This window comes from Pseudomonas sp. GW821-FHT02H06 (assembly GCF_059421525.1).
On the sequence record NZ_JBWKVD010000004.1, the window covers coordinates 67,413 to 90,703 of the forward strand.

A 23,291-nucleotide genomic window follows, 5' to 3' on the forward strand; every position below is an offset into this window, starting at 1 on the left:
AAAGTCCAAAGCGGGTGGCGTATGTCGACGAAAGTGAGTGGGCCTGTTGATCAGCTCTTCGGCTTGCATAACAGCGATTTTGGCTCGCCCCAAGGGCGTCTGACTGACCAGCGCCAAGCGGGCGGAGGCATCGATTTTGGTACGTCGCCCGGTGCCGGTGCGCAGTCGGTGAACTTCGGGGGACCATCGCCCCACAACAGTGACAGCCGAGTGAATGCCAGCGCGCAGGCGGCCAATCCCACCGATCAGGACCTGGCTGCATCGGTACGTAATCTGGTCGAGCAGATCATGCAGGCGCTCGCACAATTCATGCAGCAAAACCGGAGCGACACGGGCGCGTCTTCTCAAAGCAGTGGCAGTCCGCAAGGCAAGTCGGCGGCAGTCTCCGCGCCCGCTCAGCCGATGGCTGCCAACACTGGGTCCCAGCAAGCAGCCACGACGCCAAGTGCGGCCCAGGCATCATCAGCCGGGCCTCAAGTGGCATCCACACCTCCGGCGAATGCTCAGACTGCGCCGGAGGCGACAGCTGCGCTTGCACCTGCAGGCAAGAGTACCGCCGTAGGTGATGCCGCCACCGCTGGCAGCGGGCCTTACTCGCTCAATATCACCAATACTCAAGACCATGCGATAAAGATTGGCCAGTTCGACAAGAATGAAAAGCTGGTAGGTGAACTGTCATTGGAGCCTGGGCAAAAAGGAACCATGAAGTACGAGGCAGACACGACGGGCCTGCTCAAACAGGCCGACGCGGACGGCAACTACAAGCCTGACGCGAGCCGCCTGGAGTTCTACAACGGCTTCATCAATACCAGCGACATTGATGGCCGCAATGCAGCGATCCATGCCACTGATGGAAAAGGATTTGAAGTCGGCGACAAGCAAAGTATCGCTGACAAGGCACCTGACAGCATTACTTCCCTGGATTCTGCGGGGAACAAGACCATCGCCGGATGGTACGACGGGTCTACGGAGAAGATGAAACAGGGAGGCGATTTCCTGACCAAAGAGCTGGGCACTGGAATGACGTATCAGCATCCCAATGACGACACCCTGGGCCAGGGCAGCAACCCTATGCGCCATACGGACTCGATGTCCCTGGACGTGGTTTTCGGCAAGGCGTGAGATGGAGGCGGGGGCGTTGAGTTATTGAGTCAGCGCCGGCCGCTACTTTTTCACAGGCAAAAAAAAATCTGGAAATCCGCATTTACATGGGCCTTCCAGATTTTCGAAATGGTGGGTCGTGTGGGATTCGAACCTACGACCAATTGGTTAAAAGCCAACTGCTCTACCAACTGAGCTAACGACCCGCTTCGTTGTGGCGCGTATATTACTGATATTTCACAGTAATTCAACACCCAAACGAAAATAATTTAAAAATAACGCGTCGGATCCGTCACGCCAGCCGCCGCGAAGCCCTCGGCGCGCAACCGGCAGCTGTCGCATTTTCCGCACGCACGTCCCTTGTCGTCGGCCTGATAGCAGGAAACCGTCAACCCGTAATCCACACCCAGACGCGTACCGGTTTTAACGATATCGGCCTTGCTCAGCATCTGCAGCGGCGCCTGTATCGTGAAGCCCTGGCCTTCAACGCCAGCCTTGGTAGCGAGATTGGCCATGCGCTCGAACGACTCGACAAATTCCGGACGGCAATCCGGGTAGCCCGAGTAATCCACGGCGTTCACACCGATGAAGATGTCTCTGGCGCCGAGCACTTCGGCCCAGCCCAGTGCGAGAGAGAGAAAAACAGTATTGCGCGCCGGTACGTACGTTACCGGAATGCCCTCGCCCGGCTTCTCAGGCACCGCGATGCTGCTGTCAGTCAGCGCGGACCCGCCGATGCCGTTGAGATTGAGGCCGATAACCTTATGCTCGACCACGCCCATATCGGCCGCTACACGCTCCGCCGCCTGTAACTCGGCGCGATGCCGCTGGCCGTAGTCGAAGCTCATGGTGTAGCAGCTGAAGCCATCGGCCTTGGCCATCGCTACCACAGTGGCCGAATCCAGCCCGCCGGACAGCAGGATTACCGCTCTTTTCTCAGTCATCGATTGCTCACTCATTCAGCGCCCCGGCTCGTCATTCCAGAGGATTTTATGCAACTGCAATTGCAGCCGCACCGGGAGGTTGTCGGCCACGATCCAGTCGGCCAGGTCTCTGACGTTCAGATCACGGTGGACAGGGGAAAACAGCACTTCGCCAGCGCGACGGTCCAGACCGTACTGAATGATCTTTGAAACGGCCCAGTCGTAATCTTCGCGCGAACAAATGACGAATTTGATCTGGTCGTTGGGCGTGAGCAGTTCGATATTCTCGTATCGGTTGCGCGCCACTTCTTTTGAACCAGGGGTTTTCAGATCGACGACACGGCTTACGCGGGGATCGACACTCGAGATGTCCAGCGCGCCGCTGGTTTCCAGAGAAACCTCGTAGCCCGCATCACACAGCCGTTGAAGCAACGGAATGGCATTCGGCTGAGCCAGGGGCTCGCCGCCTGTGACGCAGACATAGCGCGGGCGATAGCTGGCAACCTGCTCCATCAACGAGTCGAGGGTCTGGATGGTTCCGCCAGTGAAGGCATATTCACTGTCGCAATAACCGCAACGCAATGGGCAGCCGGTGAGGCGCACAAAAACGGTAGGCAAGCCTGCCGTGCGCGTTTCACCCTGCAACGAGTAGAAAACTTCGGTGATACGTAGTGTGTCTTGCATAGGGGCCACGGGCGTAACGGCTAAACAGGCCATCCGCCTCCGTCAGGCACTTCTGTGAACCCTGCGCACGCAGAATCCACAGAAGCGTAATCAATACCGGAATTTCGGGGGCGGAATTCTAACGAAGAAAGCCGCGCAATGCGCGGCTTTCTTGAATCAGCGGTCAGATTGACTGGCAATCAGAGACGCTGGAGGTCCCGCTGAGCCAACTGAGCGGCTGAAGTGCCTGGATACTGAGCAACGACTTGCTGAAGGATGCCCTTCACTTTATCGGTGTGGCCCAGGCGACGTTCCACGTCCGCCAGTTTGTACAGGGAATCAGGCACCTTGGCGTGCTTTGGGTAAAGCTGACTGACCTTTGCAAAGGCCTGACCGGCACCTTGCAGATCGCCCTTGGCCAGATTCACTTCGCCCAACCAGTATTGAGCATTGCCCGCGTACTGGCTGTTGGGGTATTTGCGCAAGAACGCCGCAAACGCCTGACTGGCCTTGTCGAAATCCTTCGCTTTGATCAAGTCGAAAGCAGCGTCGTAATAGAGCTTTTCTTTCGCTGGGTCGCCGGGCTCGCTGCTGGCCTGTGGCGCTTGAGCGGCGGGTGACACGGGCGCTCCGCCGGCATTGGTGCCGCCGTCGGAAGCAGAATTGTTGGCAGCTGATGGGGCCGATGCGCCGCCAGCTCCGATACGGGAGTCGAGATCTTTGTAGCGATCCAGCGCTTCCTGCTTCATCTGCTGGATGTCGTTTTGCTGGACTTCCACTATTCCGCGCAAGCGCGAGATCTCGTCCTGCATTTGCTGCAACTGCATGAACAGCTGACCTTGCGCCGAAGGTGCGGTCGTAGCCGCACCTCCGGCGTAGGCGCCAGACGTACCATAACCCGATGGCGGATAACTGCTACCAGCAGAGCCAGAGTTGTCATCGACCACAGGAACCGCACCCATCGCTGCAAGAGGAAGGGTGAGAGCCAAAACGGTTAAAGCACGTCGGCACGTTCGCATGTCAAATTACTTACGCAGTTCGACGCGACGGTTTTGAGCCCACGATTGCTCGTCGTTACCGGTGGCAACTGGACGCTCTTCACCGTAGGAAACGATTTCCAGCTGAGCTGGCGAAACGCCCTGCAGAACCAGGTAACGTTGAACGGCTTTCGCACGACGCTCGCCCAGTGCCAGGTTGTATTCGCGAGTACCGCGTTCGTCAGTGTTACCTTCCAGAACTACGCGAGCGCCGTTGGCTTTCAGGTCTTTGGCGTGAACGTCCAGAGCGCGCATGGCCTCTGGTTTCAGGTCAGAGCTGTCGTATTCGAAGTAGAAAGTGGTGATAGCGCGCAGAGCAGCTTCTTCGCTCAGGCTGCCGTCAACAGCGCCAGAGTTAGCGCCGTAACCAGCGTTAGGATCTACAGCAGCGCCGCCAGCACCGGCATTGTCGCCGCCTTTGGACGAGCAACCTACAGCTACAGCCATGGCCAGAGCCAGCGCAGCAAATTTACCAAACTTCAGCATTTCCATCGTAAAACTCCTAATGAACCCCAAGTGTGTTAAGTACAACGTAAAGCGCCGCGTCAGTTCAGGTAAGGGGACCAGGAAGGTTCTCTGACTTCGCCTTGAGCGGTAGGAAGCGGGAGCCTTACGCGTCCATTAATGGACACGAGCATCAAGACTCCCCGGCCCTGCTGGCGGGTGGCGTAGATTACCATGGTGCCGTTAGGCGCAACAGTAGGCGACTCATCAAGGTTGCTGTCTGTGAGGATTTTTACGCTACCGCGCTGCAAATCCTGAGCTGCAACCTTGAAGTTGGTGAAGCCATCTTGACGATGGATCATCACAAGAGTCTTTTCATCCGCCGATAACTTAGGGTTGGCATTGTAGTTACCGATGAAAGTAACGCGCTCTGCCCCTCCGCCATTAATATTGGTTTTATAGATTTGTGGCTTGCCGCCGCGGTCAGACGTGAAGTAAATCGTGGAGCCGTCTTTACCGAAGAACGGTTCTGTATCAATGGAGGAATCGTTGGTCACTCGCGACAATTGACGCGAGGCCAGATTCATCACATAGATTTCCGGGTTGCCATCTTTCGACAACACCATCGCCAGCTTGCTGCCGTCCGGGGACCACGCAGGCGCGCCGTTCAGGCCTTCGAAGTTGGTGATCTGCTCGCGACGACCGGTGTCGATGTGCTGAACGAAGATGCGCGGGCGCTTCTGTTCAAACGACACATAGGCAATACGCTTGCCGTCCGGCGCGAAGCGTGGCGACAGGATCGGCTCACGGGATTGCAGCAGCGTCACCGCACGGGCGCCATCGTAGTCCGAACGCTGCAGCGTGTAGCGAGTGTTGTCAGTGGAGAAACGCTCAGCCGTCACGTACAGCATGCGGGTCGAAAACGCACCCTTGATGCCGGTCAGTTTCTCGAATGACTGGTCAGCGATGTAGTGCGACATGTCGCGCAGCTGGTCAGCGGTGCCCGATACGTTACCGGTGAGAACCTGTTGCTCGGTGGCGACGTTGAACAGCGCGTACTGGACCTGAAGGCGACCGCCCGAAGGAACGATGCTGCCGACCATGACGTACTGCGCACCCAGCGCTTTCCAGTCACGGAAAATGACTTCGCTGGCCTGGCTCGGCTGGCTGATCATGTTTTCCTTTGGAATCGGCGAGTAATAGCCCGAATTCTGCAGGTCGTTGCCAATGATCTTGGCCATGTCTTCCGGCAGCACGCTGCCGCCCTGCAAACCAAACGGCACGACTGCGATAGGCGTGGCGCGGTCACTGCCGCTTGTTACCAGAATGTTCTTTTCGTCGGCAGCGGCGAAACCCGCTGCACAACACAGAACGACAAGCATTCCTCGAAGAAGGTTAATCACAAGGCTAGGTCCTCAGGTGTGAATGTCATCTTGAATGAACGGTAAGGTGCGAAGTCCGAAGGCTTCATCCCCTGCATCTCTGTCAAACGACCAATATTCTTGACCGCCGCTACTGCTGAACTGTCGAAAGGACCATCGCCGCTGGACTTGCTCACGCTGACCGAAGTCACGGTGCCGTCCGGCAACATGTTGATCTGCAAGACGACTGTCATGCCCTTGCGCGCAGAAGGTGGACGTGCCCAGCCTTCAGCCGCCCGAGAGCGAATCAAATCATCAAAGCTGCCGGCCACTTCGTCGCCACGTTCATCGGCCAGCGCCTGTTGGCGTTCCGGCTTGTCGGAAAGCAGGTCGGCCAGTGCTTGCGCCTTCTTGTCTTCCGCCGATTTACGGGCAGCGTCCTGGGCTTTCTTCTTCGCGTCCTCAGTCGCCTTCTTCTTGGCGTCCTCGGCCGCTTTCTTCTTCGCGTCTTCAGCAGCCTTTTTCTTGGCGTCGTCCGCAGCCTGCTTCTTCGCATCCTCGGCAGCCTGTTTCTTGGCTTCCTCGGCGGCCGCACGCTTGGCGTCTTCCTCGGCTTTCTTCTTCGCGTCGTCTTCGGCTTTCTTCTTGGCTATATCAGCCAATTGTTTCTCTTCGGCGGTTTTCTTCGCGTCATCCGCTTTTTTGGCTTCGGCTTTCTTGGCGTCGTCCGCAGCTTTTTTAGCGTCGTCGGCTTTTTTGGCGTCGTCAGCTTTCTTCGCTTCCTCAGCCTTTTGTTCTTCGGCTTTTTGAGCGGCATCGGCTTTCTTTTGTTCCGCCGCCTTCACTGCCTCTTGCTCAACTTTTTTCTGCTCCATCTGCTCGACTTCGGTTTGTCGCGCAGCGGATTTCTTCGCCTCACCGGCAAGCTTCTGGTTGGTCTGGGTGGTCGCCTGACTTTTTGATTTCAACTGATAGAGCGTGGCCTGAACGATGGGCCTAGCTTCAGGAAGCTCAGGCGTCATTGCGAAGCTGACGAACAACAAACCAAAAATCAGGACGTGCAGTCCCACCGCCCAGACGGACGGCCAGAAGTAGCTTTCCGAGGCGGACGGCTCTCGAATCGGCTGCATCAGGGGGCCTCGGTAATCAAACCAACGTTCCCGACCCCGGCCTTCTGCAACCCGCCCATCGTGCCCATAACGGCGCCGTAGTCGACCGTCTTGTCGCCACGGATGAACACTTGAGTCTGCTTGCCGGCGTCACGACCGGCGGCAATGATTTTGGTCACCGCGCTGGTCAGTTGCGGCAAGGTCATCGCCTTGTCCATTTGCTTGTCGGTGTCGACTTCGCTGCCAAGGTTCCAGTAGTAGGTCTTGTCAGCCTTGATCGAGATCGTCAGGACCTGATTGTTGTTGTCCTGCGGCAAAGCCTCGCTGGAGACCTTGGGCAGATCAACTTTCACGCCCTGGTTGATCATCGGAGCCGTCACCATGAAGATGACCAGCAGCACCAGCATCACGTCGATGTACGGCACCACGTTCATTTCGGCGACCGGCTTGCGCTTGTTGCGTCGGCCGCGAGCGATTAAAGCCATTGGGAAATACCTGCTTATTCTTCGCTGGTGTGCACTTTACGGTGCAGGATCGCCTGGAACTCGTCGGCGAATGTGTAGTAGCGACCGATCAGGTTCTCGCCACGAGCGGCGAAACGGTTGTAAGCGATGACCGCAGGGATCGCTGCGAACAGGCCGATGGCGGTGGCGATCAGTGCTTCGGCGATACCCGGTGCAACGGTGGCCAGAGTGGCTTGCTGCGCAGTGGCCAGGCCGCGGAAGGAGTTCATGATCCCCCAGACGGTACCGAACAGACCGATGTACGGACTGGTCGAACCCACGGTTGCCAGGAATGGCAGGCTCTGCTCGAGTTTTTCTTCTTCACGGGAGATCGCCACGCGCATGGCACGTGCGACACCTTCCATGACCGCGTCCGGATCAACGCCTGCCTGCTGGCGCAGACGGGAGAATTCCTTGAAGCCCGCGCGGAAGATCTGCTCTACGCCGGAATCCGGGTCCGGGTTGCTGCCGGCCTGACGGTAGAGCTTGGACAGATCGATGCCTGACCAGAAGCGCTCCTCGAAGCTGTCCAGAGCCTTGCGCCCGGCGCGCAGCATGGCGCTGCGCTGAAAAATCATGATCCACGAGGTGACCGAGGCGGCCACCAGGATCAGCATCACCAACTGCACAACCACGCTGGCATTGCTGACCAAACTCCACATGGAGGAATGGTCGACGACGTTAGCTTCCACGCTGTATCTCCTGCTCTGAATGTGTACCCGCGCCGCCCTGCCCGGCAAAGGCCGTGCGCAGAGCTTCGGGAATGGCCCGGGGTTTCAAACTGTCGGCGCGCACACACGCCACCAAAAACTGCCCTTCGCAGAGCAGCACATCATCCGCAGCCCGCCTGACCTGTTGCTGAAAACGCAGGCTGGCGCGGTTCAATTCGATTACTTCGGCGCTGATCAGCAGCTCGTCGTCCAGCCACGCGGGCTTGTGGTATCGAGCCTCGCTTGAATGCACGACGAACAACAGGTTCTCGATACCCGCCATTGCGGATTGGGCAAAGCCCAGTTCCCGCAGTCGCTCGGTTCGAGCCCGCTCCATGAATTTCAGGTAATTGACGTAGTAAACGATGCCGCCGGCATCGGTGTCCTCGTAATAAACGCGACAACGATGTGCGAACGACTGAGCCCCGTTTTGCGCGCGCATACTCTAGTGCTTACTCCTCAGGTTGCCAATCCGGCCAGGCAACTGTTTTTCATCGTTTTTACCGCCCGCAACGCGTCACTTTGCGGTGACTGCCCGTCAGACCATCAAACACCCGAATAAATCGGTTGATCGTGCATTTATTCGTCAGGGTCTTCGACCGGTTCATCCATCACCGCCCGGTCGCCCATCCGCGAGGGGATGTTCAGACCGAAGTGCAGATACGCATGCCGCGTGACCATGCGGCCGCGAGGTGTGCGCATCATATAGCCTTGCTGAATCAAATAGGGCTCCAGCACGTCCTCAATTGTGTGTCGTTCTTCGCTGATGGCCGCCGCGAGGTTATCCACCCCGACCGGCCCGCCATCGAACTTCTCGATCATCGTCAGCAGCAAGCGTCGATCCTGATGATCGAAACCGCGTTCGTCCACGTCCAGCAGGTTCAGCGCAAGGTCTGCAATCGCCTTGGTGATCTCGCCCTTGGCGCGCACCTCGGCGAAATCCCGCACCCGACGCAGCAGCCGGTTGGCGATCCGTGGCGTTCCCCGTGCACGACGGGCAATCTCGAATGCGCCTTCGTCCTCGATGTACAGACCGAGAATTTTCGCCGAGCGCGACACGATCGTGGCCAGATCCGCAGTGCTGTAGAACTCAAGACGCTGCACGATACCAAATCGGTCACGCAGCGGATTGGTCAGCATGCCCGCGCGGGTTGTCGCACCCACCAGCGTGAACGGCGGCAGATCGAGCTTGATGGAGCGCGCCGCAGGGCCTTCACCGATCATGATGTCCAGCTGGAAATCTTCCATCGCCGGGTACAGTACTTCCTCGACGATGGGTGACAGACGGTGGATTTCATCGATGAACAGCACGTCGTGGGGCTCAAGATTGGTGAGAATCGCCGCAAGATCTCCCGGCCGTTCGAGCACAGGGCCCGAGGTGCTCTTGATCGAAACGCCCATTTCCTGCGCGATGATATGCGCCAGTGTGGTTTTACCCAGGCCCGGCGGACCAAAGATCAGCGTGTGGTCCAGCGCTTCACTGCGGCCGCGCGCCGCCTGAATGAACAGCTCCATCTGCTCACGCACGGTGGGCTGACCAATGTAGTCGGCCAGGCTCAGCGGCCGGATCGCACGGTCCAGTTGCTCGTCACGGTCACGCCCGGTGGCGGCGATCAGACGGTCGGCATCTATCACTTACAGCATCCCCTTCAGTGCGCGGCGAATGAGGTCTTCGCTGCTGAGATTCTTGTCCTTGATCGCGGTCACTGCCTTGCTCGCTTCCTGGGGCTTGTAGCCCAGGGAAATCAAAGCGCTGACGGCATCCGACTCCGCCGTCGCCACGGCCATCGGCGCGCCCGGCCCGTCCGATACGAGCGCGAAGGTGCCCGGCAACGAATCCCACGCCTTGAAGCGATCCTTCAGCTCGACCAGCAAACGCTCGGCGGTCTTCTTGCCAACGCCCGGGACTCGGGTCAGCGCGGAGGTATCCTGCGCCTGGACACAGCGCACCAACTCGTCCACTTCCAGTGTCGACATCAGGGCCAGGGCCAGTTTCGGCCCGACCCCATTCAGACGAATCAGCTCGCGGAACATCTCGCGATCACGCTTCTCGTAGAAACCGAACAGCAGGTGCGCGTCTTCACGAACCACCAGATGAATATGCAGTGTCACGGTTTCGCCCAGATGAGGCAGGCGATAAAGCGTGGTCATGGGCACTTCGACTTCGTAACCCACGCCGTTGACATCCAGTACCAGATGCGGCGGCTGCTTCTCGACCAACGTACCGCGTAGACGTCCAATCACGAATCAAATCCTTTCCAGAGGCCCGTTGCTGCGACGGGCCGTGCTAACGCAAATAATGCCATCAGAGCCGCAGACGACCGCCACGACTGCGCGCGGTATTGAGGCCGTGAGGGATGAGGCTGGATCGGGTATGTGCGTGACACATGGCAATTGCCAGTGCATCCGACGCATCCACCTGGGGTTTGGTGGTCAGCTTAAGCAGATGCATGACCATCATCATCACCTGATCCTTGTTGGCGCCTCCCGTCCCTGCGACGGCCTGCTTGACCTGGGTCGCGGTGTACTCGGCGATCTCCAGGCCTTCTTCGGCGCCTGCAACGATCGCGGCACCCCGGGCCTGGCCCAGCTTCAAGGCCGAGTCCGGGTTGCGCGCCATAAACACCTTTTCGATGCCCATGGTCACGGGACCGTACGTCTGAATGACCTCGCGTACGCCGCGGTACACAATCTGCAGCCGCTCATGGAGCAAGCCTGTGCCCGTGCGAATGCAGCCCGAGGCCACGTACTCGCAGCCGCGCCCGGTATCACGCACCACGCCAAACCCGGTAATTCGTGAACCGGGGTCGATACCTAAAATAAGAGTCATAACGCCTGCAGCTTGAGAGGTAACGCGAACAATTGGACGCAGCATAAAGGCAGAAGCCGGAGGCCGATAGCGTTGATCATCAACGCTTCGTGCGCTCCGGCCTCAAGTTCCGAACGGGCAAAGGATCAGCCGAGCTGCTCCAGCACCTCGTCCGGGATTTCGGCGTTGGAATAGACGTTCTGCACGTCATCCAGGTCTTCCAGCATATCGATCAGCTTGAGGACCTTTTCCGCCATGTCCAGATCGAGCACCGCACTGGTGGTCGGCTGCATCACAATCTCCGCATCGGCGGGCATGAAACCAGCGGCTTCCAGGGCGTTGCGCACGGCATAGAAACTGGAGAACGACGTGAATACGTCAATGGAGCCGTCTTCGTGGGTGACCACGTCGTCAGCATCCGCTTCCATGGCAGCTTCCATCAGCGCGTCTTCGTCAACGCCCGGTGCAAAGGAGATCTGCCCCTTGCGTTCGAACAGATAGGACACCGAACCGTCAGTCCCCAGGTTGCCACCGCATTTGCTGAACGCATGGCGCACTGCCGCAGCGGTCCGGTTGCGGTTGTCGGTCATGGTTTCGACCATCACCGCAACGCCACCCGGGCCGTAGCCTTCATAACCCAGTTCAACCATGTCATCGGCATCGGCAGCCCCGGCACCGCGAGCGATGGCGCGGTCGATGATGTCGCGACTCATGTTCGCGCCAAGGGCCTTGTCCTGGGCCAGACGCAGACGCGGGTTCGACGCCGGATCACCTCCGCCCTGACGGGCAGCGACGGTCAGTTCGCGGATCCACTTGGTGAAGATCTTGCCTTTCTTGGCATCCTGACGCTCTTTGCGGTGCTTGATGTTCGCCCACTTGGAATGACCAGCCATAACACGCTCCAAACCTTGAAACACGCACGCCCGCGCTTGATCGCTCAAACGCAGACGCTTCACTCGAATCTGTGCCCGGTATGGGCGGGGACCAGGGCGGACCGAATCGTCAGTCCGCCGAGCCCCATGTTCTACAAGACCTACACGGCTTACTCAGCCTTCGGCGTCTCGCGCAGGCGGATGTGCAGCTCGCGCAGTGCCTTGGCATCAACCACGCCCGGTGCCTGGGTCATCACGTCCGCAGCGCTCTGGGTTTTCGGGAAGGCAATGACTTCACGAATGGACTGAGCACCGGTCATCAGCATGACCAGACGATCCAGACCGAACGCCAGGCCACCGTGGGGCGGCGCGCCGTACTTCAGTGCGTCGAGCAGGAAGCCGAACTTCTCTTGCTGTTCGTCTTCGGAAATACCCAACAGACGGAACACGGCCTGCTGCATTTCCTTGCGGTGGATACGGATCGAACCGCCACCCAGCTCAGTGCCGTTCAGCACCATGTCGTACGCGCGGGACAGCGCGGTCGCAGGGTTGGCCTCAAGCTCTTCAGGCGAGCATTTCGGCGCGGTGAACGGGTGGTGCAGCGCAGAGAAGCTGCCGTCGTCGTTTTCTTCGAACATCGGGAAGTCGACGACCCACATCGGCGCCCATTCACAGGTGAGCAGGTTCAGGTCGTGGCCCAGCTTGATGCGCAAGGCGCCCAATGCTTCGCTGACAATTTTGAATTTGTCGGCGCCGAAGAACACGATGTCGCCGTCCACTGCACCCACGCGATCAAGGATCACGTTGAGGTTGGCTTCAGGGATGTTCTTGACGATCGGCGACTGCAGGCCTTCGACGCCTTTGGCGCGCTCGTTGACCTTGATGTAGGCCAGACCTTTGGCGCCGTAGATACCGACGAATTTGGTGTAGTCGTCGATCTTGCTACGCGGCATGCTCGCACCGCCGGGAACGCGCAGCGCCGTGACACGGCACTTCGGATCGTTGGCCGGACCGCTGAACACTTTGAAATCCACGGCCTGAAGCTGATCGGCAACGTCAACCAGCTCAAGCGGATTACGCAGGTCTGGCTTGTCGGAACCGTAGCGACGCATGGCTTCTTCGAAGGTCATGTGCGGGAAGTCAGCGAACTCCACACCCAGCACTTCCTTGAAGAGCTTGCGGACCATGGTCTCGGTGATGCCCATGATGTCGGCTTCGTTGAGGAAGCTGGTCTCGATGTCGATCTGAGTGAATTCAGGCTGACGATCGGCACGCAGGTCTTCGTCGCGGAAGCACTTGGCGATTTGGTAGTAACGGTCGAAACCGGCAACCATCAGCAGCTGTTTGAACAGCTGAGGCGATTGCGGCAGGGCAAAAAAGCTGCCTGGGTGGGTACGGCTTGGTACCAGGTAATCACGGGCGCCTTCCGGCGTGGCGCGGGTGAGGATCGGCGTCTCGACATCAAGGAAGCCGTTGCCGTCCAGGAAGCCACGGATGCTGGAAGTGATGCGCGAGCGAAGGCGCAGCTTTTCAGCCATCTCCGGACGACGCAGGTCGATGAAGCGATAACGCAGGCGGGTTTCTTCACCGACGTCGGAGTACTCGTTGAGCGGGAACGGCGGGGTTTCCGACTCGTTGAGCACTTCCAGCTCATAGCCCAGCACTTCGATCGCGCCCGACGCCATGTTCGGGTTGACGGCGCCGGCAGGACGCGCACGCACTTTACCGGTCAGCTTGACCACGTATTCGCTGCGAACGCGGTCGGCGATGGCGAAGGTGTCAGCACGATCCGGATCGAAAACCACCTGGGCCAGACCTTCACGATCGCGAATATCGAGGAAAATCACCCCCCCGTGGTCGCGACGGCGATGGACCCATCCGCAAAGGGTAATTTCCTGACCTTCCAGGCTCTCGTTCAGTTGGCCGCAATAATGGCTGCGCATCATGATCGTGTGTTCACTTCTCGTAATTCGGAATTCGATGGAGCTTTCGCCCGTCGCCGGTGCAAGGGTGCGCAAGCTTTGGCATGCAGTCCAACCTGACGGTCAATCCTGCCTCCCACGGTAAGGCGGGGGATTATATAGGGATAATCATCGCTGTGCAGCCGCCCAGCCCGATACAGGGCAAGAAGATGTCGGCACACGGCGTGGATACCGCAGTGCCGCCAGGGAATGCAGGCCCGCCGCAACGGGCCCGCTGAAATCAGGTCAGGTCGGCGACGGCGTCAGCCGCAGGCCCTCGGCACTCAAGACGTGCGCCACGCACACGACGCGGATCAGCCCGCTGAAATTCTTGACGCCGCCGTAACGCAGGTGAACCTCGCGATCGACGTAGGACAGCACGGCGTTGATGGAGCAATCGTTGAATCGTGCCATTTCGGACAGAATATTCCAGTACACCTCCTCAAGTCGCAGGCATGTGGCCAGCCCATTGAGCCTCACCGACCTGGAGTGCGGCTGGGCCAGGCTCATGTTGAAATTTTCGATAAACGGGTCGCCCCGGGCGTTCAGACACTGGGTCGGCTCCCATCCCTCTCGGGCAATATTCAGGTTCATGCAGGTCCCCCTCGTTGCGATTACGGATATGGCATCGGCACCTTCGCAATCAGTTGAAAAGAGGTGTCTATCAAGCCGTATTCCAAAGGGCGCAACCAGCAGAAGGAGCACTCTGAACCTGTAGGAGATCACCACGCTGCAGGGGTGATTTTCGAGAGTCGGCAAACGACTCAGACCCGATCCTAATCGGGGTGTTAAATATGTATTTTTCGCTGGTTTATTTCTTCCCGCGCACCTGATTGCGGACGCCAGCGTGACTCGGGAAAAGAGGGCGAACGCGTTTCACAGGTGAGCGTTGTGAGCTAAAGGATTTCACACAGAGGGTGGATCAGGAGGGGATTGTCGCGCGCGGCGGGTGAAAGCAGTGGGGAGCGGGCACCCGTTACGTTGCCCGCACCTGTATTGCGTTGATCAGCTGTGGATGACTGAGCTTCTGATTATTGGGTTTCCAGCATCGAGCGCAGCATCCAGGCCGTTTTCTCATGCACTTGCATGCGCTGGGTCAGCAAGTCCGCCGTTGGCTCGTCGCTTACTTTGTCCAGCAACGGGAAAATGCCACGGGCCGTACGGGTGACTGCTTCCTGCCCCTGAACCAGCGAACGAATCATGTCCTCGGCAGCGGGTACGCCCTCTTCTTCCTTGATCGACGACAAGCGTGCATAGGTCGAATAGGTGCCCGGCGCCGGGAAGCCCAGTGCGCGGATACGTTCGGCGATTTGATCCACCGCCAGCGCCAGTTCGTTGTATTGCTCTTCAAACATCAGGTGCAGGGTACGAAAAGCCGGGCCAGTCACGTTCCAGTGAAAGTTATGGGTTTTCAGATACAACACGTAGGTGTCTGCCAGCAGGCGGGAAAGACCGTCCACGATGGACTTGCGATCTTCTTCGCTGATGCCGATATCGATTGCCATGTTCAGCCCTCTTCAATGATGGTTTTTTTAAAACGACTGCCGACCACTCTACCAAGACCATGGACCCTGCGCAGCCATCTGTCGGGATTAGTTCAGTCACGGGGCCGCAGTCAGGCCCGCTTCCTTTAATAGCAACGATCAGCGTAACGGTTTGTTTAGCCCGGCCGCTCTGGAACGAGCCTCTTGCCAGAATCGAAAAAAACCGACATACCGCCACTATCACCCGCGAACACATGCGCTAAGCACTTGATTTGAGTAGCTCTCGGCTTTGCTGTTAAATACAGACGCGCTGCCGCCAAAGTGCCGTCCGGCGGCAGTGCGTAGGCGGGACCGACACTCGTGCATCACGCCTCCCTTTTCTCCCGAAGCGTACCGAAGGTCACCCGCTATTTCCTTGTGATCCATCTTAATGTGAGTCATCGAAATGTTGAAAATAGTCCACCTGCTAACGGGCGCAGCTGCCCTGCTGCTGTCTTTCATCCCTAGCCTGCGTAGTGAAGCGCTGTCTTCTTACCTGTCCCAACCGGATGCGCTGTACTTGGCGCTCTTCGGCCTCATCAACCTGGTGCTTGCGCCAGTGATTCCTTACTGGAACAAAGGTCCACGTCATCAACTGCAAAACCTGGTCAGCGGCTTGCTCGTGCTGGCTGTCGTGCTTCAAATCCTCACGCTGGTCGTTCCACTGGAAACCATTGCCGGCCAGCCAGCCGTCCTGGTCAGCCTGCTCGCCGTCGTTATTGCCGTGGCGTTGCACCTGGCGGTCAGCTTCTACCGTTCCTCTCCTGCGCCTGCCGCACAGTCCCAGGATCTGGGCAACCGCGATACAGGTACGGTGAAGTGGTTCAACACCTCCAAAGGCTTCGGATTCATTTCCCGTGATTCGGGCGACGATATCTTCGTGCACTTTCGCGCCATTCGCGGAGAAGGCCACCGCGTTCTGGTCGAAGGCCAGCGCGTCGAGTTTTCGGTGATGAACCGCGACAAAGGCCTGCAAGCGGAAGACGTCATCGCTGCGCTTCCGCGCCGCTAACGTTGCCGCATAAAAAACCGCGCTCACAAGCGCGGTTTTTTTTGGCTGAAATTCTGCCCTTGGCTCTATTACCCTTAATAGTGAGGGGGACGCGAGTCTTCAGCAAAACCGTCGCCCTGCCCGCCCATCTCCTCCTGACGCTTGATCAGGGCGGTGATCTGTAATTCCAGACGATCAAGACTGCGCTGCTGGGCGACCAATACATCGTTGAGGGCCTGAATCGTATCGTCCTGAAAGGCCAGTCGACTTTCCAGCTCCATGACACGTGATTCAAGATCCATGGTCAGTCCTCCTTAAAGGTGAATGCTTCGGTCAATCCGGACTTCAGTTGCGAGGTGATCCGGGCAACCTCATCCGGCGAATAAGGCCTGGCGGGATGCTTTCCCCATACCGGAGCAGGCCAGGCCGCGTCGCCGACCCGGCGAACAATGACATGCATATGCAGCTGACTGACCACATTACCCAGCGCAGCGACGTTCATCTTGTCGGCGTGAAACGTACGATCAAGTACGGCCGAGAGGTAGGTGGTTTCTTTCCACAACTGCGCCTGCTCCGCTTCGGACAGTTGGAACACTTCACTGATGTCCGGACGCTTCGGCACCAGAATGAACCATGGGTAATTGGAATCATTGGACAGCAGCAGCGTGCACAGCGGGAAGTCGCCGATCGGTAGTGTGTCTTGCAGCAAGCGCGGATCTAGAACAAACACGTAAATACTCCTGATCGCGGATTAGATAGGCTGAGCCGATTGACTGGCCCGATAAAGAAGTCGTGGGTAGCGGGAAGGATACTCGCGAATTCCGGACGATTCATCCGGCACTGTGATTCTGGGCATTTTGCGGATCTGGTGTTGATCGGTAGGCACTACACGTCCGCCTCGCACCAGAAACGCGCGAAAAATACCGCCACGCACTTTCATGAAGCGGGCAGCCGCCGCCCCAGGCCTGGCAGAACCAGGCAACGGACTTCGGGTGCACCCAGTCAATCCGGGCCTCACGGACGATATTCCTGGGTGCCGCTGCAGTCATGATTCCTAGGATGGCAGCGATACCGAATCGGAAGAACCAAACGCAGGCAATTTTGCGGCGTGACGCACCAAAACGACTCAGATGAGGCCCGGATATGTGACAGCTATCCGCGATTTACCCACTGCCAAGGGGTAACAGGTAACGTTAGTGACATTTCATCGCGCTAGTCTCAAGAAAATTCGGGTTGCAAAGCAGGCTATCGAAAATATTTTTATCGTTTTGATTCAGTAGCTTGGAGTCGACATCGAATGTTTTTACAACGCTTCCGACATTTTTTTCATATTCGTCGAAATTTTGTGCACGGTTGTTGCTTTGTCACACACAGGCTTGAAGACGAGCGTGTCGAGAGACAGGCCGGGACCGAAGGGATGCAACGGCGTTTGACAAGGTAGCTGGAGCGTCTGGATTCAATGAAGGTGTGAATGAATCCAGCGTTCAAAGTAACCCGGTAGTTGCACGGTTTAACGAATCAGGAGCTGTTCAGTAGCGACATGGACAGAGCTGGCGGCGACAAGGCCGTAAAGAAATTGAAAGGATAGGTTCGTAACTATCGCCATTAATGTCAGCGTGCTATAAATTTCGCCGACACCAAAAAGAAAGAAGCCGGCCAGATAAAAAAACAGGTGGACGGCAGTACTCTTCTTAAAAACCAAAGGAGCAAAGTCACGATGAGAGTGATGAAGTGGAGCGCAATCGCACTGGCAGTTACTGCAGCCAGCACCCAATTGGCATCGGCTGCGGCATTCGTAAGCGATCAGTCCGAAGCAACTGGTTTTGTAGAGGGGAGCAAGCTCGACGTCAAGGCTCGTAACTACTACTATAATCGCGACAAAAAGAATGGCGCGGTAGACGACAAAGACTGGACTCAAGGTTTCTGGGCTAACTACAGCTCCGGTTACACCCAAGGCCTGATTGGTGTCGGTGTTGACGCGTTTGGCTATGCCGGCTTCAAGCTTGATGGTTCGGACAAGTATTCGGGTTCGGGCAACCTGGTGACCGACAGCCAGGGTAAAAACGAAGACAGCTTCGGCAAGGCCGGTGGCGCTGTTAAATTCCGCGTCTCCAAGACCGAACTGAAAATCGGCGACATGCAGCCGCAGAACCCGGTTTTCGCAGTTGGCGGTTCCCGCCTGCTGCCACAAACAGCAACTGGCGTGACCTTGCAGAGCAGTGAGATCAAAGGTCTCGACGTAGAAGCAGGTCGCTTCACTTCGGGCACCAGCCAGGATGAGACCAATCGCAACGGCGATATCTGGGCCACCTACGCTGGCGTGACTTCCAAGTCCGCTACCTACGGCGGCGGCAAGTACTCGATCACCGACAACCTGGGTGTTGGTTTCTACTACAACAAACTGGAAGACGTGTGGAACCAGTACTACGGCAACGTGAACTACGCACTGCCGTTGACTGACGACCAGGCGCTGGCGTTTGACTTCAACTATTACAACACCCAGGACACCGGCAGCAAGAAAGCAGGCGACATCAACAACAACGCTTTCTCCCTGTCTGCAGCCTACTCGTTCCTGGCCGCTCATACCCTGACCCTGGCATTCCAGAAAGTTAACGGTGATACACCGTTCGACTACATCGGTATCGGCGACAACAACCGCGGTGGCGACTCGATCTTCCTGGCGAACTCGATTCAATACTCCGACTTCAACGCCCCGGGTGAGAAATCCTGGCAAGCCCGCTACGACCTGAACATGGCCACCTACGGTGTTCCAGGCCTGAGCTTCATGGCTCGCTACGTGACCGGTACTGACATCGACGGGACTCACACTCCATCGAACAGCACCTACACCGGCCTGTACGGTTCTGATGGCAGCCACCACGAGACCAACGTCGAGGCCAAGTACGTTGTTCAAACTGGCCCAGCCAAAGACCTGTCGTTCCGCATCCGTCAAGCATTCCACCGTGCCAACACGGACGAGGGCGAAGGCGATGTCAACGAGTTCCGTCTGATCGTCGACTACCCGATTTCGGTCTTGTAATCGCACTGTCTGACACTCGTTATAGAAAAGCCCGGCCCTCGCGCCGGGCTTTTTCATGGGCGCGCGGTTGACAATCCCTGCTCCTGCGGTGCCCGCCCGGCCTGTACTCAGCGATACCACCACCGTACAATGCCGGGTCATTTCCCAGTCACCGCAACCGACAACGGCCGACCATGCGTACCAGTCAATATTTGCTCGCCACACAGAAAGAAACGCCATCCGATGCGGTCGTGATCAGCCATCAGCTGATGCTTCGTGCCGGCATGATCCGCAAACTTGCCTCCGGTCTGTACACCTGGCTCCCCATGGGCCTGCGGGTACTGCGCAAGGTCGAAGCGGTGGTTCGCGAAGAGATGAACGCAGCGGGCGCGCTGGAAGTGTTGATGCCGGGTATTCAGCCGGCAGAGCTCTGGCAGGAGTCGGGCCGCTGGGAACAGTACGGCCCTGAGCTGTTGCGCTTGAAAGACCGTCACGATCGCGATTTCTGCGCGGGCCCGACCCACGAAGAGGTCATCACCGATCTGGCCCGCAACGAACTCAACAGCTATAAACAGCTGCCCATCAACATGTATCAGATCCAGACCAAATTCCGTGACGAAATCCGCCCGCGATTCGGTTTGATGCGCGGCCGCGAGTTCATCATGAAGGACGCCTATTCCTTCCATGCGACCCAGGATTCCCTGCAGGAAACCTACGACCGTATGCATCAGGCGTACTGCAACGTGTTCACTCGTCTGGGCCTGAACTTCCGCCCGGTCGTGGCCGACAACGGCTCCATTGGTGGCGCGGGCTCCCATGAGTTCCACGTGCTGGCCGAGTCCGGCGAAGACGACATCGTGTTCAGCGACACCTCCGACTACGCCGCGAACATTGAAAAGGCTGAAGCCATTCCGCGCGAGGCCAGCCGCCCTGCGCCGACAGAAGAGCTGCGCCTTGTCGACACCCCTGACGCGAAGACCATCGCGGCCCTGGTCGAGCAGTTCAATCTGCCGATCGAAAAGACCGTCAAGACGCTGGTTGTGCATGCCGCTGAAGAAGGCAAGCTGATTGCGCTGATTATCCGTGGCGATCACGAACTCAACGAAATCAAGGCGTCGAATCTGGAGCAAGTCGCCAGCCCGCTGGTCATGGCCTCCGAAGCCGAACTGCGCGATGCCATTGGCGCCGGCGCGGGTTCCCTCGGCCCGCTGAATCTGCCGCTGCCGTGCATCATCGACCGCTCGGTTGAGCTGATGAGCGACTTCGGTATTGGCGCGAACATCGACGACAAGCACTACTTCGGCGTCAACTGGGAGCGGGACCTGCCTGTTCCGACCGTCGCTGACCTGCGTAACGTCGTCGCCGGCGACCCGAGCCCGGATGGTCAGGGCAACGTGATCATCAAGCGCGGCATCGAAGTCGGGCACATCTTCCAGCTGGGCACCAAGTACAGCGACGCGATGAAGTGCCAGGTGCTGGGCGAGAACGGCAAGCCGGTCACACTGACCATGGGCTGCTACGGGATTGGTGTGTCGCGCGTTGTGGCTGCCGCGATCGAGCAGAACAACGACGCAAACGGCATCATCTGGAGCGACGCGCTCGCGCCTTTCCAGATCGCCCTCGTGCCGCTGCGCTACGAAACCGATGCGGTTAAAGAGGCAACCGACAAGCTGTACGCCGAACTGACGGCTGCCGGCTTCGAAGTGTTGCTGGATGACCGCGACAAGAAGACCAGCCCGGGGATCAAGTTCGCTGACATGGAACTGATCGGCATTCCGCATCGCATCGTGGTCAGTGACCGTGGTCTTGCCGAGGGTAACCTCGAATACAAGAGCCGCACCGAAGCCGAAGCGCAGGCCCTGCCTGTCGCCGATGTGTTGTCTTTCATCAAGGACCGGATCAAGCGCTGACCGGATTGCGCGCCTGCGATTGTGCAGGCGCGCTTTCATCCGCCACGCCTCTGCTATGCGCCTTACCTGCACCTAGAGATCTCATGTTCAAGCGAAATCCCTCACGTCTCGCAGGCGCTGTGTTGTGCACCAGCCTGTTTCTTGGCGGCTGTGCCAATCATCTGTCTCAACGCAGCGAGCATGAAGAACGTGTCGAGCGCAAATTGCTCGACCACAGTTTTCAGGTCGACCTTGGCGATCCCAAGACGCTGGAATTGCCCCAGCGCCGGATACGCATCCACGAGCTGAAAACCTTCGACATCACCGAATTCGAAGTCACCCGGCACTACGACCGGTACACGCCGTATCAGCCGTGGCGGGAAGTCTATGAAATCCCACTGGGCGCGGTGGCCATCGTCGCGGGCATCGGCGCCAATGTGGTCAACGTACTGACGTTTGGCAGTCTGCCCGACAGTGTCACCAAGGACTGGCTCACTTACGGCGTCGCGGGGGTCAACCCGTTCATGAACGCACCCTCCCATGGTCGCGCTCAACAGAACCTGGCCGGTATCGACGAAGTACAGCGCGATCACCGCGTCGAGCATTCGAGTCTGCCGTGGAGTGAAGCGCCGGTTGAAGTCACCGCGGGCAAAGAGACCCACGAGTTGAATACGGACCGTAACGGCGTGCTGCGCGTGAATCTGCTGGACAGCCCGTTCGCCGAGCAGAACCTCAGCTATGTCACGCAACTGAACATCAAAGTGCAGGATGAGCAAAGCAACGTTCAGGCAACTGCCACGTTGCCACTGAGCAAATCACTGCGCGGCAAGCTGATTGAAGCCCACGACCTGATCTACGACGATCTGGAAGATGACGAAGTCAGCCAGTGGGTGCATCGCGTCAAGCGCCTGTCCGAGCTGGGACTGGAAGAGGAAGCCAGTGAGCTGGAACAGTCATTGATCGAGCTGACCCGCAACGATCCGCAGTTGCAGCACGAATTCCTTCGGGCACTGGCAAAAGATGCTGGTCGCCTGGTCGCGGTACCGCCGGGCAGCGAATAGCCTGGCCTGAACCAGTCTCAGCTGAACAACTCGAGCTGCTCATGGGCAGCCCGAAGGTCATGCAGACGTACACCAATCCCAAGCAATCGCACCGGCTTACCGCCCCGTGCGAACGCCTGGGTCAACAGTTGCTCATAACTGCTCAAGTCCCGCCCTGCCCCCGCCTGTTCCAGCGTTGTCTGGGTGAAGTCATGAAACTTGACCTTTACGAACGGTTTGCCAGGGCGGTAAAGGGTGTCAATCCGCGCGATGCGGTCGTTCAACGTTTCCAGCAATGCCGGCAGCATCAGCAGGCAACTGGCGAGGTCCGGCAGATCAGTGTCATAGGTATTTTCGACACTGACCGACTGGCGGCGATTGTCGTTCTGCACGGGCCGCTCATCCACACCATGGGCCAGATTCCACAGCCGCTCGCCAAATGAGCCGAATTCCCGCACCAGCGAAAGCTTGCTCCAGCCGCGCAAATCGGCGCAGGTGATGATGCCGAGGCGGCCCAGCTTGTCGGCCGTTACTTTGCCAACGCCGTGTAACTTGGACACCGGCAATTCGGAGACAAAGTCTTCCACCTGATCCGGGGTAATGACAAACAACCCGTTGGGCTTTTTCCAGTCGCTGGCGATCTTGGCCAGAAACTTGTTCGGAGCGACGCCGGCGGAAACGGTGATGTGCAACTGATTGGAAACGCGCCGCCGAATGTCCTGGGCGATCCGCGTCGCACTGCCGGAAAAGTGCTCGCATTCCGTGACATCCAGATAAGCCTCATCCAGCGACAGCGGCTCGATCAGATCGGTGTAGTCACGGAAGATCGTCTGGATCTCTTTCGATGCTTCTTTATAGGCATCCATTCTCGGTTTGACGATGGTGAGATCCGGGCACAGCGTCAGCGCATGTCGGGATGACATCGCGGAGCGGATGCCGTAGGCCCGAGCTTCGTAGTTGCAGGTCGCAATGACACCCCGCCGTTCAGCCGACCCGCCGACTGCCAACGGCTTGCCGGCCAGACGCGGGTCGTCGCGCATCTCAATAGCGGCGTAGAAGCAATCACAGTCGATATGGATGATTTTGCGCTGCGGCATCACATAGGGTCGTAGGAAAACGGTCGAGCAGTATCTCATTCACGCGACTTTCTGACACTGAATAAGCCTCGTCCCCTACGGCCATGCCACTCCAAGAAACCGCCCCTGAAAGTCCCGAAAGCGAGACGCGCCATGGCTCTCCGCGACACGTTCACGCTAACCGATTGAAGAAAAAGCCTTTTTTTCTGCCGATTGCTTGACAGCCCGGCGATCCTCTGTAGAATGCCGCCACACAGACG

Annotated in this window: 24 protein-coding genes, 1 tRNA gene and 1 pseudogene; 6 read left to right on the forward strand and 20 right to left on the reverse strand. The window is 58.2% G+C overall.

All coding sequences use genetic code 11. The features are described from left to right. Positions 1 to 21 precede the first annotated feature (21 nt). Positions 22 to 1,122, forward strand: a complete 1,101-nt coding sequence (locus tag AC07VF_RS08610) for a hypothetical protein (protein WP_495007841.1) — start codon at positions 22 to 24, stop codon at positions 1,120 to 1,122. 109 nt (positions 1,123 to 1,231) lie between these two features. Here AC07VF_RS08610 and AC07VF_RS08615 read toward each other — a convergent pair. The 17 genes from AC07VF_RS08615 to AC07VF_RS08695 form a co-directional block, all read right to left on the reverse strand. Beyond that, positions 1,232 to 1,307, reverse strand: a tRNA-Lys gene (locus AC07VF_RS08615). Between the two features lie 63 nt (positions 1,308 to 1,370). After that, the gene (queC, locus tag AC07VF_RS08620) at positions 1,371 to 2,045 is read right to left on the reverse strand and encodes a 7-cyano-7-deazaguanine synthase QueC (protein ID WP_192170863.1); all 675 of its coding nucleotides are present in this window, start codon (positions 2,043 to 2,045) and stop codon (positions 1,371 to 1,373) included. 15 nt (positions 2,046 to 2,060) lie between these two features. Continuing rightward, the gene (gene queE / locus AC07VF_RS08625) at positions 2,061 to 2,708 is read right to left on the reverse strand and encodes a 7-carboxy-7-deazaguanine synthase QueE (protein ID WP_495007956.1); all 648 of its coding nucleotides are present in this window, start codon (positions 2,706 to 2,708) and stop codon (positions 2,061 to 2,063) included. A 179-nt stretch (positions 2,709 to 2,887) separates the two neighbouring features. Then, the gene (ybgF, locus tag AC07VF_RS08630; protein ID WP_282373422.1) at positions 2,888 to 3,706 is read right to left on the reverse strand and encodes a tol-pal system protein YbgF; all 819 of its coding nucleotides are present in this window, start codon (positions 3,704 to 3,706) and stop codon (positions 2,888 to 2,890) included. A 6-nt stretch (positions 3,707 to 3,712) separates the two neighbouring features. Beyond that, positions 3,713 to 4,216, reverse strand: coding sequence for a peptidoglycan-associated lipoprotein Pal (gene pal, locus AC07VF_RS08635; protein ID WP_037014065.1), 504 nt, complete (start codon positions 4,214 to 4,216; stop codon positions 3,713 to 3,715). Between the two features lie 53 nt (positions 4,217 to 4,269). Further along, positions 4,270 to 5,550, reverse strand: a complete 1,281-nt coding sequence (gene tolB / locus AC07VF_RS08640; protein WP_192171054.1) for a Tol-Pal system beta propeller repeat protein TolB — start codon at positions 5,548 to 5,550, stop codon at positions 4,270 to 4,272. 17 nt (positions 5,551 to 5,567) lie between these two features. After that, entirely contained in the window at positions 5,568 to 6,659 is a 1,092-nt protein-coding gene (gene tolA, locus AC07VF_RS08645) for a cell envelope integrity protein TolA (protein ID WP_192170860.1), read from the reverse strand. Then, positions 6,659 to 7,123: a protein TolR gene (gene tolR / locus AC07VF_RS08650; protein WP_037014073.1), complete on the reverse strand. Its 465-nt coding sequence runs from the start codon at positions 7,121 to 7,123 to the stop codon at positions 6,659 to 6,661. The genes tolA and tolR overlap by 1 nt, the downstream gene beginning before the upstream one ends. A gap of 14 nt (positions 7,124 to 7,137) precedes the next feature. After that, on the reverse strand, positions 7,138 to 7,833 hold the full coding sequence (gene tolQ, locus AC07VF_RS08655; RefSeq protein WP_122537415.1) for a protein TolQ: 696 nt from the start codon (positions 7,831 to 7,833) through the stop codon (positions 7,138 to 7,140). Next, positions 7,823 to 8,293 carry a tol-pal system-associated acyl-CoA thioesterase gene (gene ybgC, locus AC07VF_RS08660; protein ID WP_495007842.1) on the reverse strand — a complete coding sequence of 157 codons (471 nt, stop codon included), beginning with the start codon at positions 8,291 to 8,293 and terminating at the stop codon, positions 7,823 to 7,825. Before ybgC ends, tolQ begins: the two co-directional genes overlap by 11 nt. A 137-nt stretch (positions 8,294 to 8,430) precedes the next feature. Next, on the reverse strand, positions 8,431 to 9,486 hold the full coding sequence (gene ruvB, locus AC07VF_RS08665; RefSeq protein ID WP_065989736.1) for a Holliday junction branch migration DNA helicase RuvB: 1,056 nt from the start codon (positions 9,484 to 9,486) through the stop codon (positions 8,431 to 8,433). Beyond that, positions 9,487 to 10,095 (reverse strand): Holliday junction branch migration protein RuvA, encoded by a 609-nt coding sequence (gene ruvA / locus AC07VF_RS08670; protein WP_065989737.1) that lies wholly within the window; start codon positions 10,093 to 10,095, stop codon positions 9,487 to 9,489. A gap of 61 nt (positions 10,096 to 10,156) precedes the next feature. Then, a complete protein-coding gene (gene ruvC, locus AC07VF_RS08675) occupies positions 10,157 to 10,681 on the reverse strand; it encodes a crossover junction endodeoxyribonuclease RuvC (RefSeq protein ID WP_065989739.1) in 525 nt (174 codons plus the stop codon). A 125-nt stretch (positions 10,682 to 10,806) separates the two neighbouring features. After that, a complete protein-coding gene (locus AC07VF_RS08680) occupies positions 10,807 to 11,553 on the reverse strand; it encodes a YebC/PmpR family DNA-binding transcriptional regulator (RefSeq protein ID WP_192170859.1) in 747 nt (248 codons plus the stop codon). A 149-nt stretch (positions 11,554 to 11,702) separates the two neighbouring features. Then, on the reverse strand, positions 11,703 to 13,478 hold the full coding sequence (aspS, locus tag AC07VF_RS08685; RefSeq protein WP_192170858.1) for an aspartate--tRNA ligase: 1,776 nt from the start codon (positions 13,476 to 13,478) through the stop codon (positions 11,703 to 11,705). 261 nt (positions 13,479 to 13,739) lie between these two features. After that, positions 13,740 to 14,087: a ribbon-helix-helix domain-containing protein gene (locus tag AC07VF_RS08690; protein ID WP_192170857.1), complete on the reverse strand. Its 348-nt coding sequence runs from the start codon at positions 14,085 to 14,087 to the stop codon at positions 13,740 to 13,742. 437 nt (positions 14,088 to 14,524) lie between these two features. Next, complete coding sequence (locus tag AC07VF_RS08695) at positions 14,525 to 14,998, reverse strand: Dps family protein (RefSeq protein ID WP_037014103.1); 474 nt, start codon at positions 14,996 to 14,998, stop codon at positions 14,525 to 14,527. A 424-nt stretch (positions 14,999 to 15,422) separates the two neighbouring features. Between AC07VF_RS08695 and AC07VF_RS08700 the strand changes: the two are divergent. Continuing rightward, a pseudogene (locus AC07VF_RS08700) lies at positions 15,423 to 15,698 on the forward strand (cold shock domain-containing protein membrane protein); the annotation flags it as partial. A gap of 108 nt (positions 15,699 to 15,806) precedes the next feature. Then, entirely contained in the window at positions 15,807 to 16,028 is a 222-nt protein-coding gene (locus tag AC07VF_RS08705; RefSeq protein ID WP_004667445.1) for a cold shock domain-containing protein, read from the forward strand. 74 nt (positions 16,029 to 16,102) lie between these two features. Here AC07VF_RS08705 and AC07VF_RS08710 read toward each other — a convergent pair whose 3' ends face one another. Beyond that, positions 16,103 to 16,309, reverse strand: coding sequence for a SlyX family protein (locus AC07VF_RS08710; RefSeq protein WP_192170856.1), 207 nt, complete (start codon positions 16,307 to 16,309; stop codon positions 16,103 to 16,105). A 2-nt stretch (positions 16,310 to 16,311) separates the two neighbouring features. After that, the gene (locus AC07VF_RS08715) at positions 16,312 to 16,737 is read right to left on the reverse strand and encodes an HIT domain-containing protein (protein ID WP_192170855.1); all 426 of its coding nucleotides are present in this window, start codon (positions 16,735 to 16,737) and stop codon (positions 16,312 to 16,314) included. 987 nt (positions 16,738 to 17,724) lie between these two features. Here AC07VF_RS08715 and AC07VF_RS08720 point away from each other — a divergent pair. The 3 genes from AC07VF_RS08720 (at position 17,725) to AC07VF_RS08730 (ending at position 21,976) form a co-directional block, all read left to right on the forward strand. Further along, positions 17,725 to 19,047 (forward strand): OprD family porin, encoded by a 1,323-nt coding sequence (locus tag AC07VF_RS08720; RefSeq protein ID WP_122623039.1) that lies wholly within the window; start codon positions 17,725 to 17,727, stop codon positions 19,045 to 19,047. Positions 19,048 to 19,220: 173 nt separating this feature from the next. After that, complete coding sequence (locus tag AC07VF_RS08725; protein WP_192170854.1) at positions 19,221 to 20,936, forward strand: proline--tRNA ligase; 1,716 nt, start codon at positions 19,221 to 19,223, stop codon at positions 20,934 to 20,936. Positions 20,937 to 21,019: 83 nt separating this feature from the next. Next, positions 21,020 to 21,976 (forward strand): hypothetical protein, encoded by a 957-nt coding sequence (locus AC07VF_RS08730; RefSeq protein WP_192170853.1) that lies wholly within the window; start codon positions 21,020 to 21,022, stop codon positions 21,974 to 21,976. 17 nt (positions 21,977 to 21,993) lie between these two features. On the opposite strand, the gene dinB is transcribed toward AC07VF_RS08730, so the two are convergent. Next, entirely contained in the window at positions 21,994 to 23,052 is a 1,059-nt protein-coding gene (gene dinB / locus AC07VF_RS08735; RefSeq protein WP_192170852.1) for a DNA polymerase IV, read from the reverse strand. Positions 23,053 to 23,291: the final 239 nt, after the last annotated feature.

Excerpts from the sequence above, each read along its gene's own strand:
- pal (WP_037014065.1), bottom strand. The coding sequence starts at position 4,216 with ATGGAAATGCTGAAGTTTGGTAAATTTGCTGCGCTGGCTCTGGCCATG.
- ruvC (WP_065989739.1), bottom strand. The coding sequence starts at position 10,681 with ATGACTCTTATTTTAGGTATCGACCCCGGTTCACGAATTACCGGGTTT.
- ybgC (WP_495007842.1), bottom strand. The coding sequence starts at position 8,293 with ATGCGCGCGCAAAACGGGGCTCAGTCGTTCGCACATCGTTGTCGCGTT.
- ybgF (WP_282373422.1), bottom strand. The coding sequence starts at position 3,706 with ATGCGAACGTGCCGACGTGCTTTAACCGTTTTGGCTCTCACCCTTCCT.
- AC07VF_RS08610 (WP_495007841.1), top strand. The coding sequence starts at position 22 with ATGTCGACGAAAGTGAGTGGGCCTGTTGATCAGCTCTTCGGCTTGCAT.
- AC07VF_RS08695 (WP_037014103.1), bottom strand. The coding sequence starts at position 14,998 with ATGGCAATCGATATCGGCATCAGCGAAGAAGATCGCAAGTCCATCGTG.
- AC07VF_RS08720 (WP_122623039.1), top strand. The coding sequence starts at position 17,725 with ATGAGAGTGATGAAGTGGAGCGCAATCGCACTGGCAGTTACTGCAGCC.
- tolR (WP_037014073.1), bottom strand. The coding sequence starts at position 7,123 with ATGGCTTTAATCGCTCGCGGCCGACGCAACAAGCGCAAGCCGGTCGCC.
- queC (WP_192170863.1), bottom strand. The coding sequence starts at position 2,045 with ATGACTGAGAAAAGAGCGGTAATCCTGCTGTCCGGCGGGCTGGATTCG.
- tolB (WP_192171054.1), bottom strand. The coding sequence starts at position 5,550 with ATGCTTGTCGTTCTGTGTTGTGCAGCGGGTTTCGCCGCTGCCGACGAA.
- queE (WP_495007956.1), bottom strand. The coding sequence starts at position 2,708 with ATGCAAGACACACTACGTATCACCGAAGTTTTCTACTCGTTGCAGGGT.
- tolA (WP_192170860.1), bottom strand. The coding sequence starts at position 6,659 with ATGCAGCCGATTCGAGAGCCGTCCGCCTCGGAAAGCTACTTCTGGCCG.
- AC07VF_RS08730 (WP_192170853.1), top strand. The coding sequence starts at position 21,020 with ATGTTCAAGCGAAATCCCTCACGTCTCGCAGGCGCTGTGTTGTGCACC.
- AC07VF_RS08710 (WP_192170856.1), bottom strand. The coding sequence starts at position 16,309 with ATGGATCTTGAATCACGTGTCATGGAGCTGGAAAGTCGACTGGCCTTT.
- AC07VF_RS08680 (WP_192170859.1), bottom strand. The coding sequence starts at position 11,553 with ATGGCTGGTCATTCCAAGTGGGCGAACATCAAGCACCGCAAAGAGCGT.
- dinB (WP_192170852.1), bottom strand. The coding sequence starts at position 23,052 with ATGCCGCAGCGCAAAATCATCCATATCGACTGTGATTGCTTCTACGCC.
- aspS (WP_192170858.1), bottom strand. The coding sequence starts at position 13,478 with ATGATGCGCAGCCATTATTGCGGCCAACTGAACGAGAGCCTGGAAGGT.
- AC07VF_RS08725 (WP_192170854.1), top strand. The coding sequence starts at position 19,221 with ATGCGTACCAGTCAATATTTGCTCGCCACACAGAAAGAAACGCCATCC.
- AC07VF_RS08690 (WP_192170857.1), bottom strand. The coding sequence starts at position 14,087 with ATGAACCTGAATATTGCCCGAGAGGGATGGGAGCCGACCCAGTGTCTG.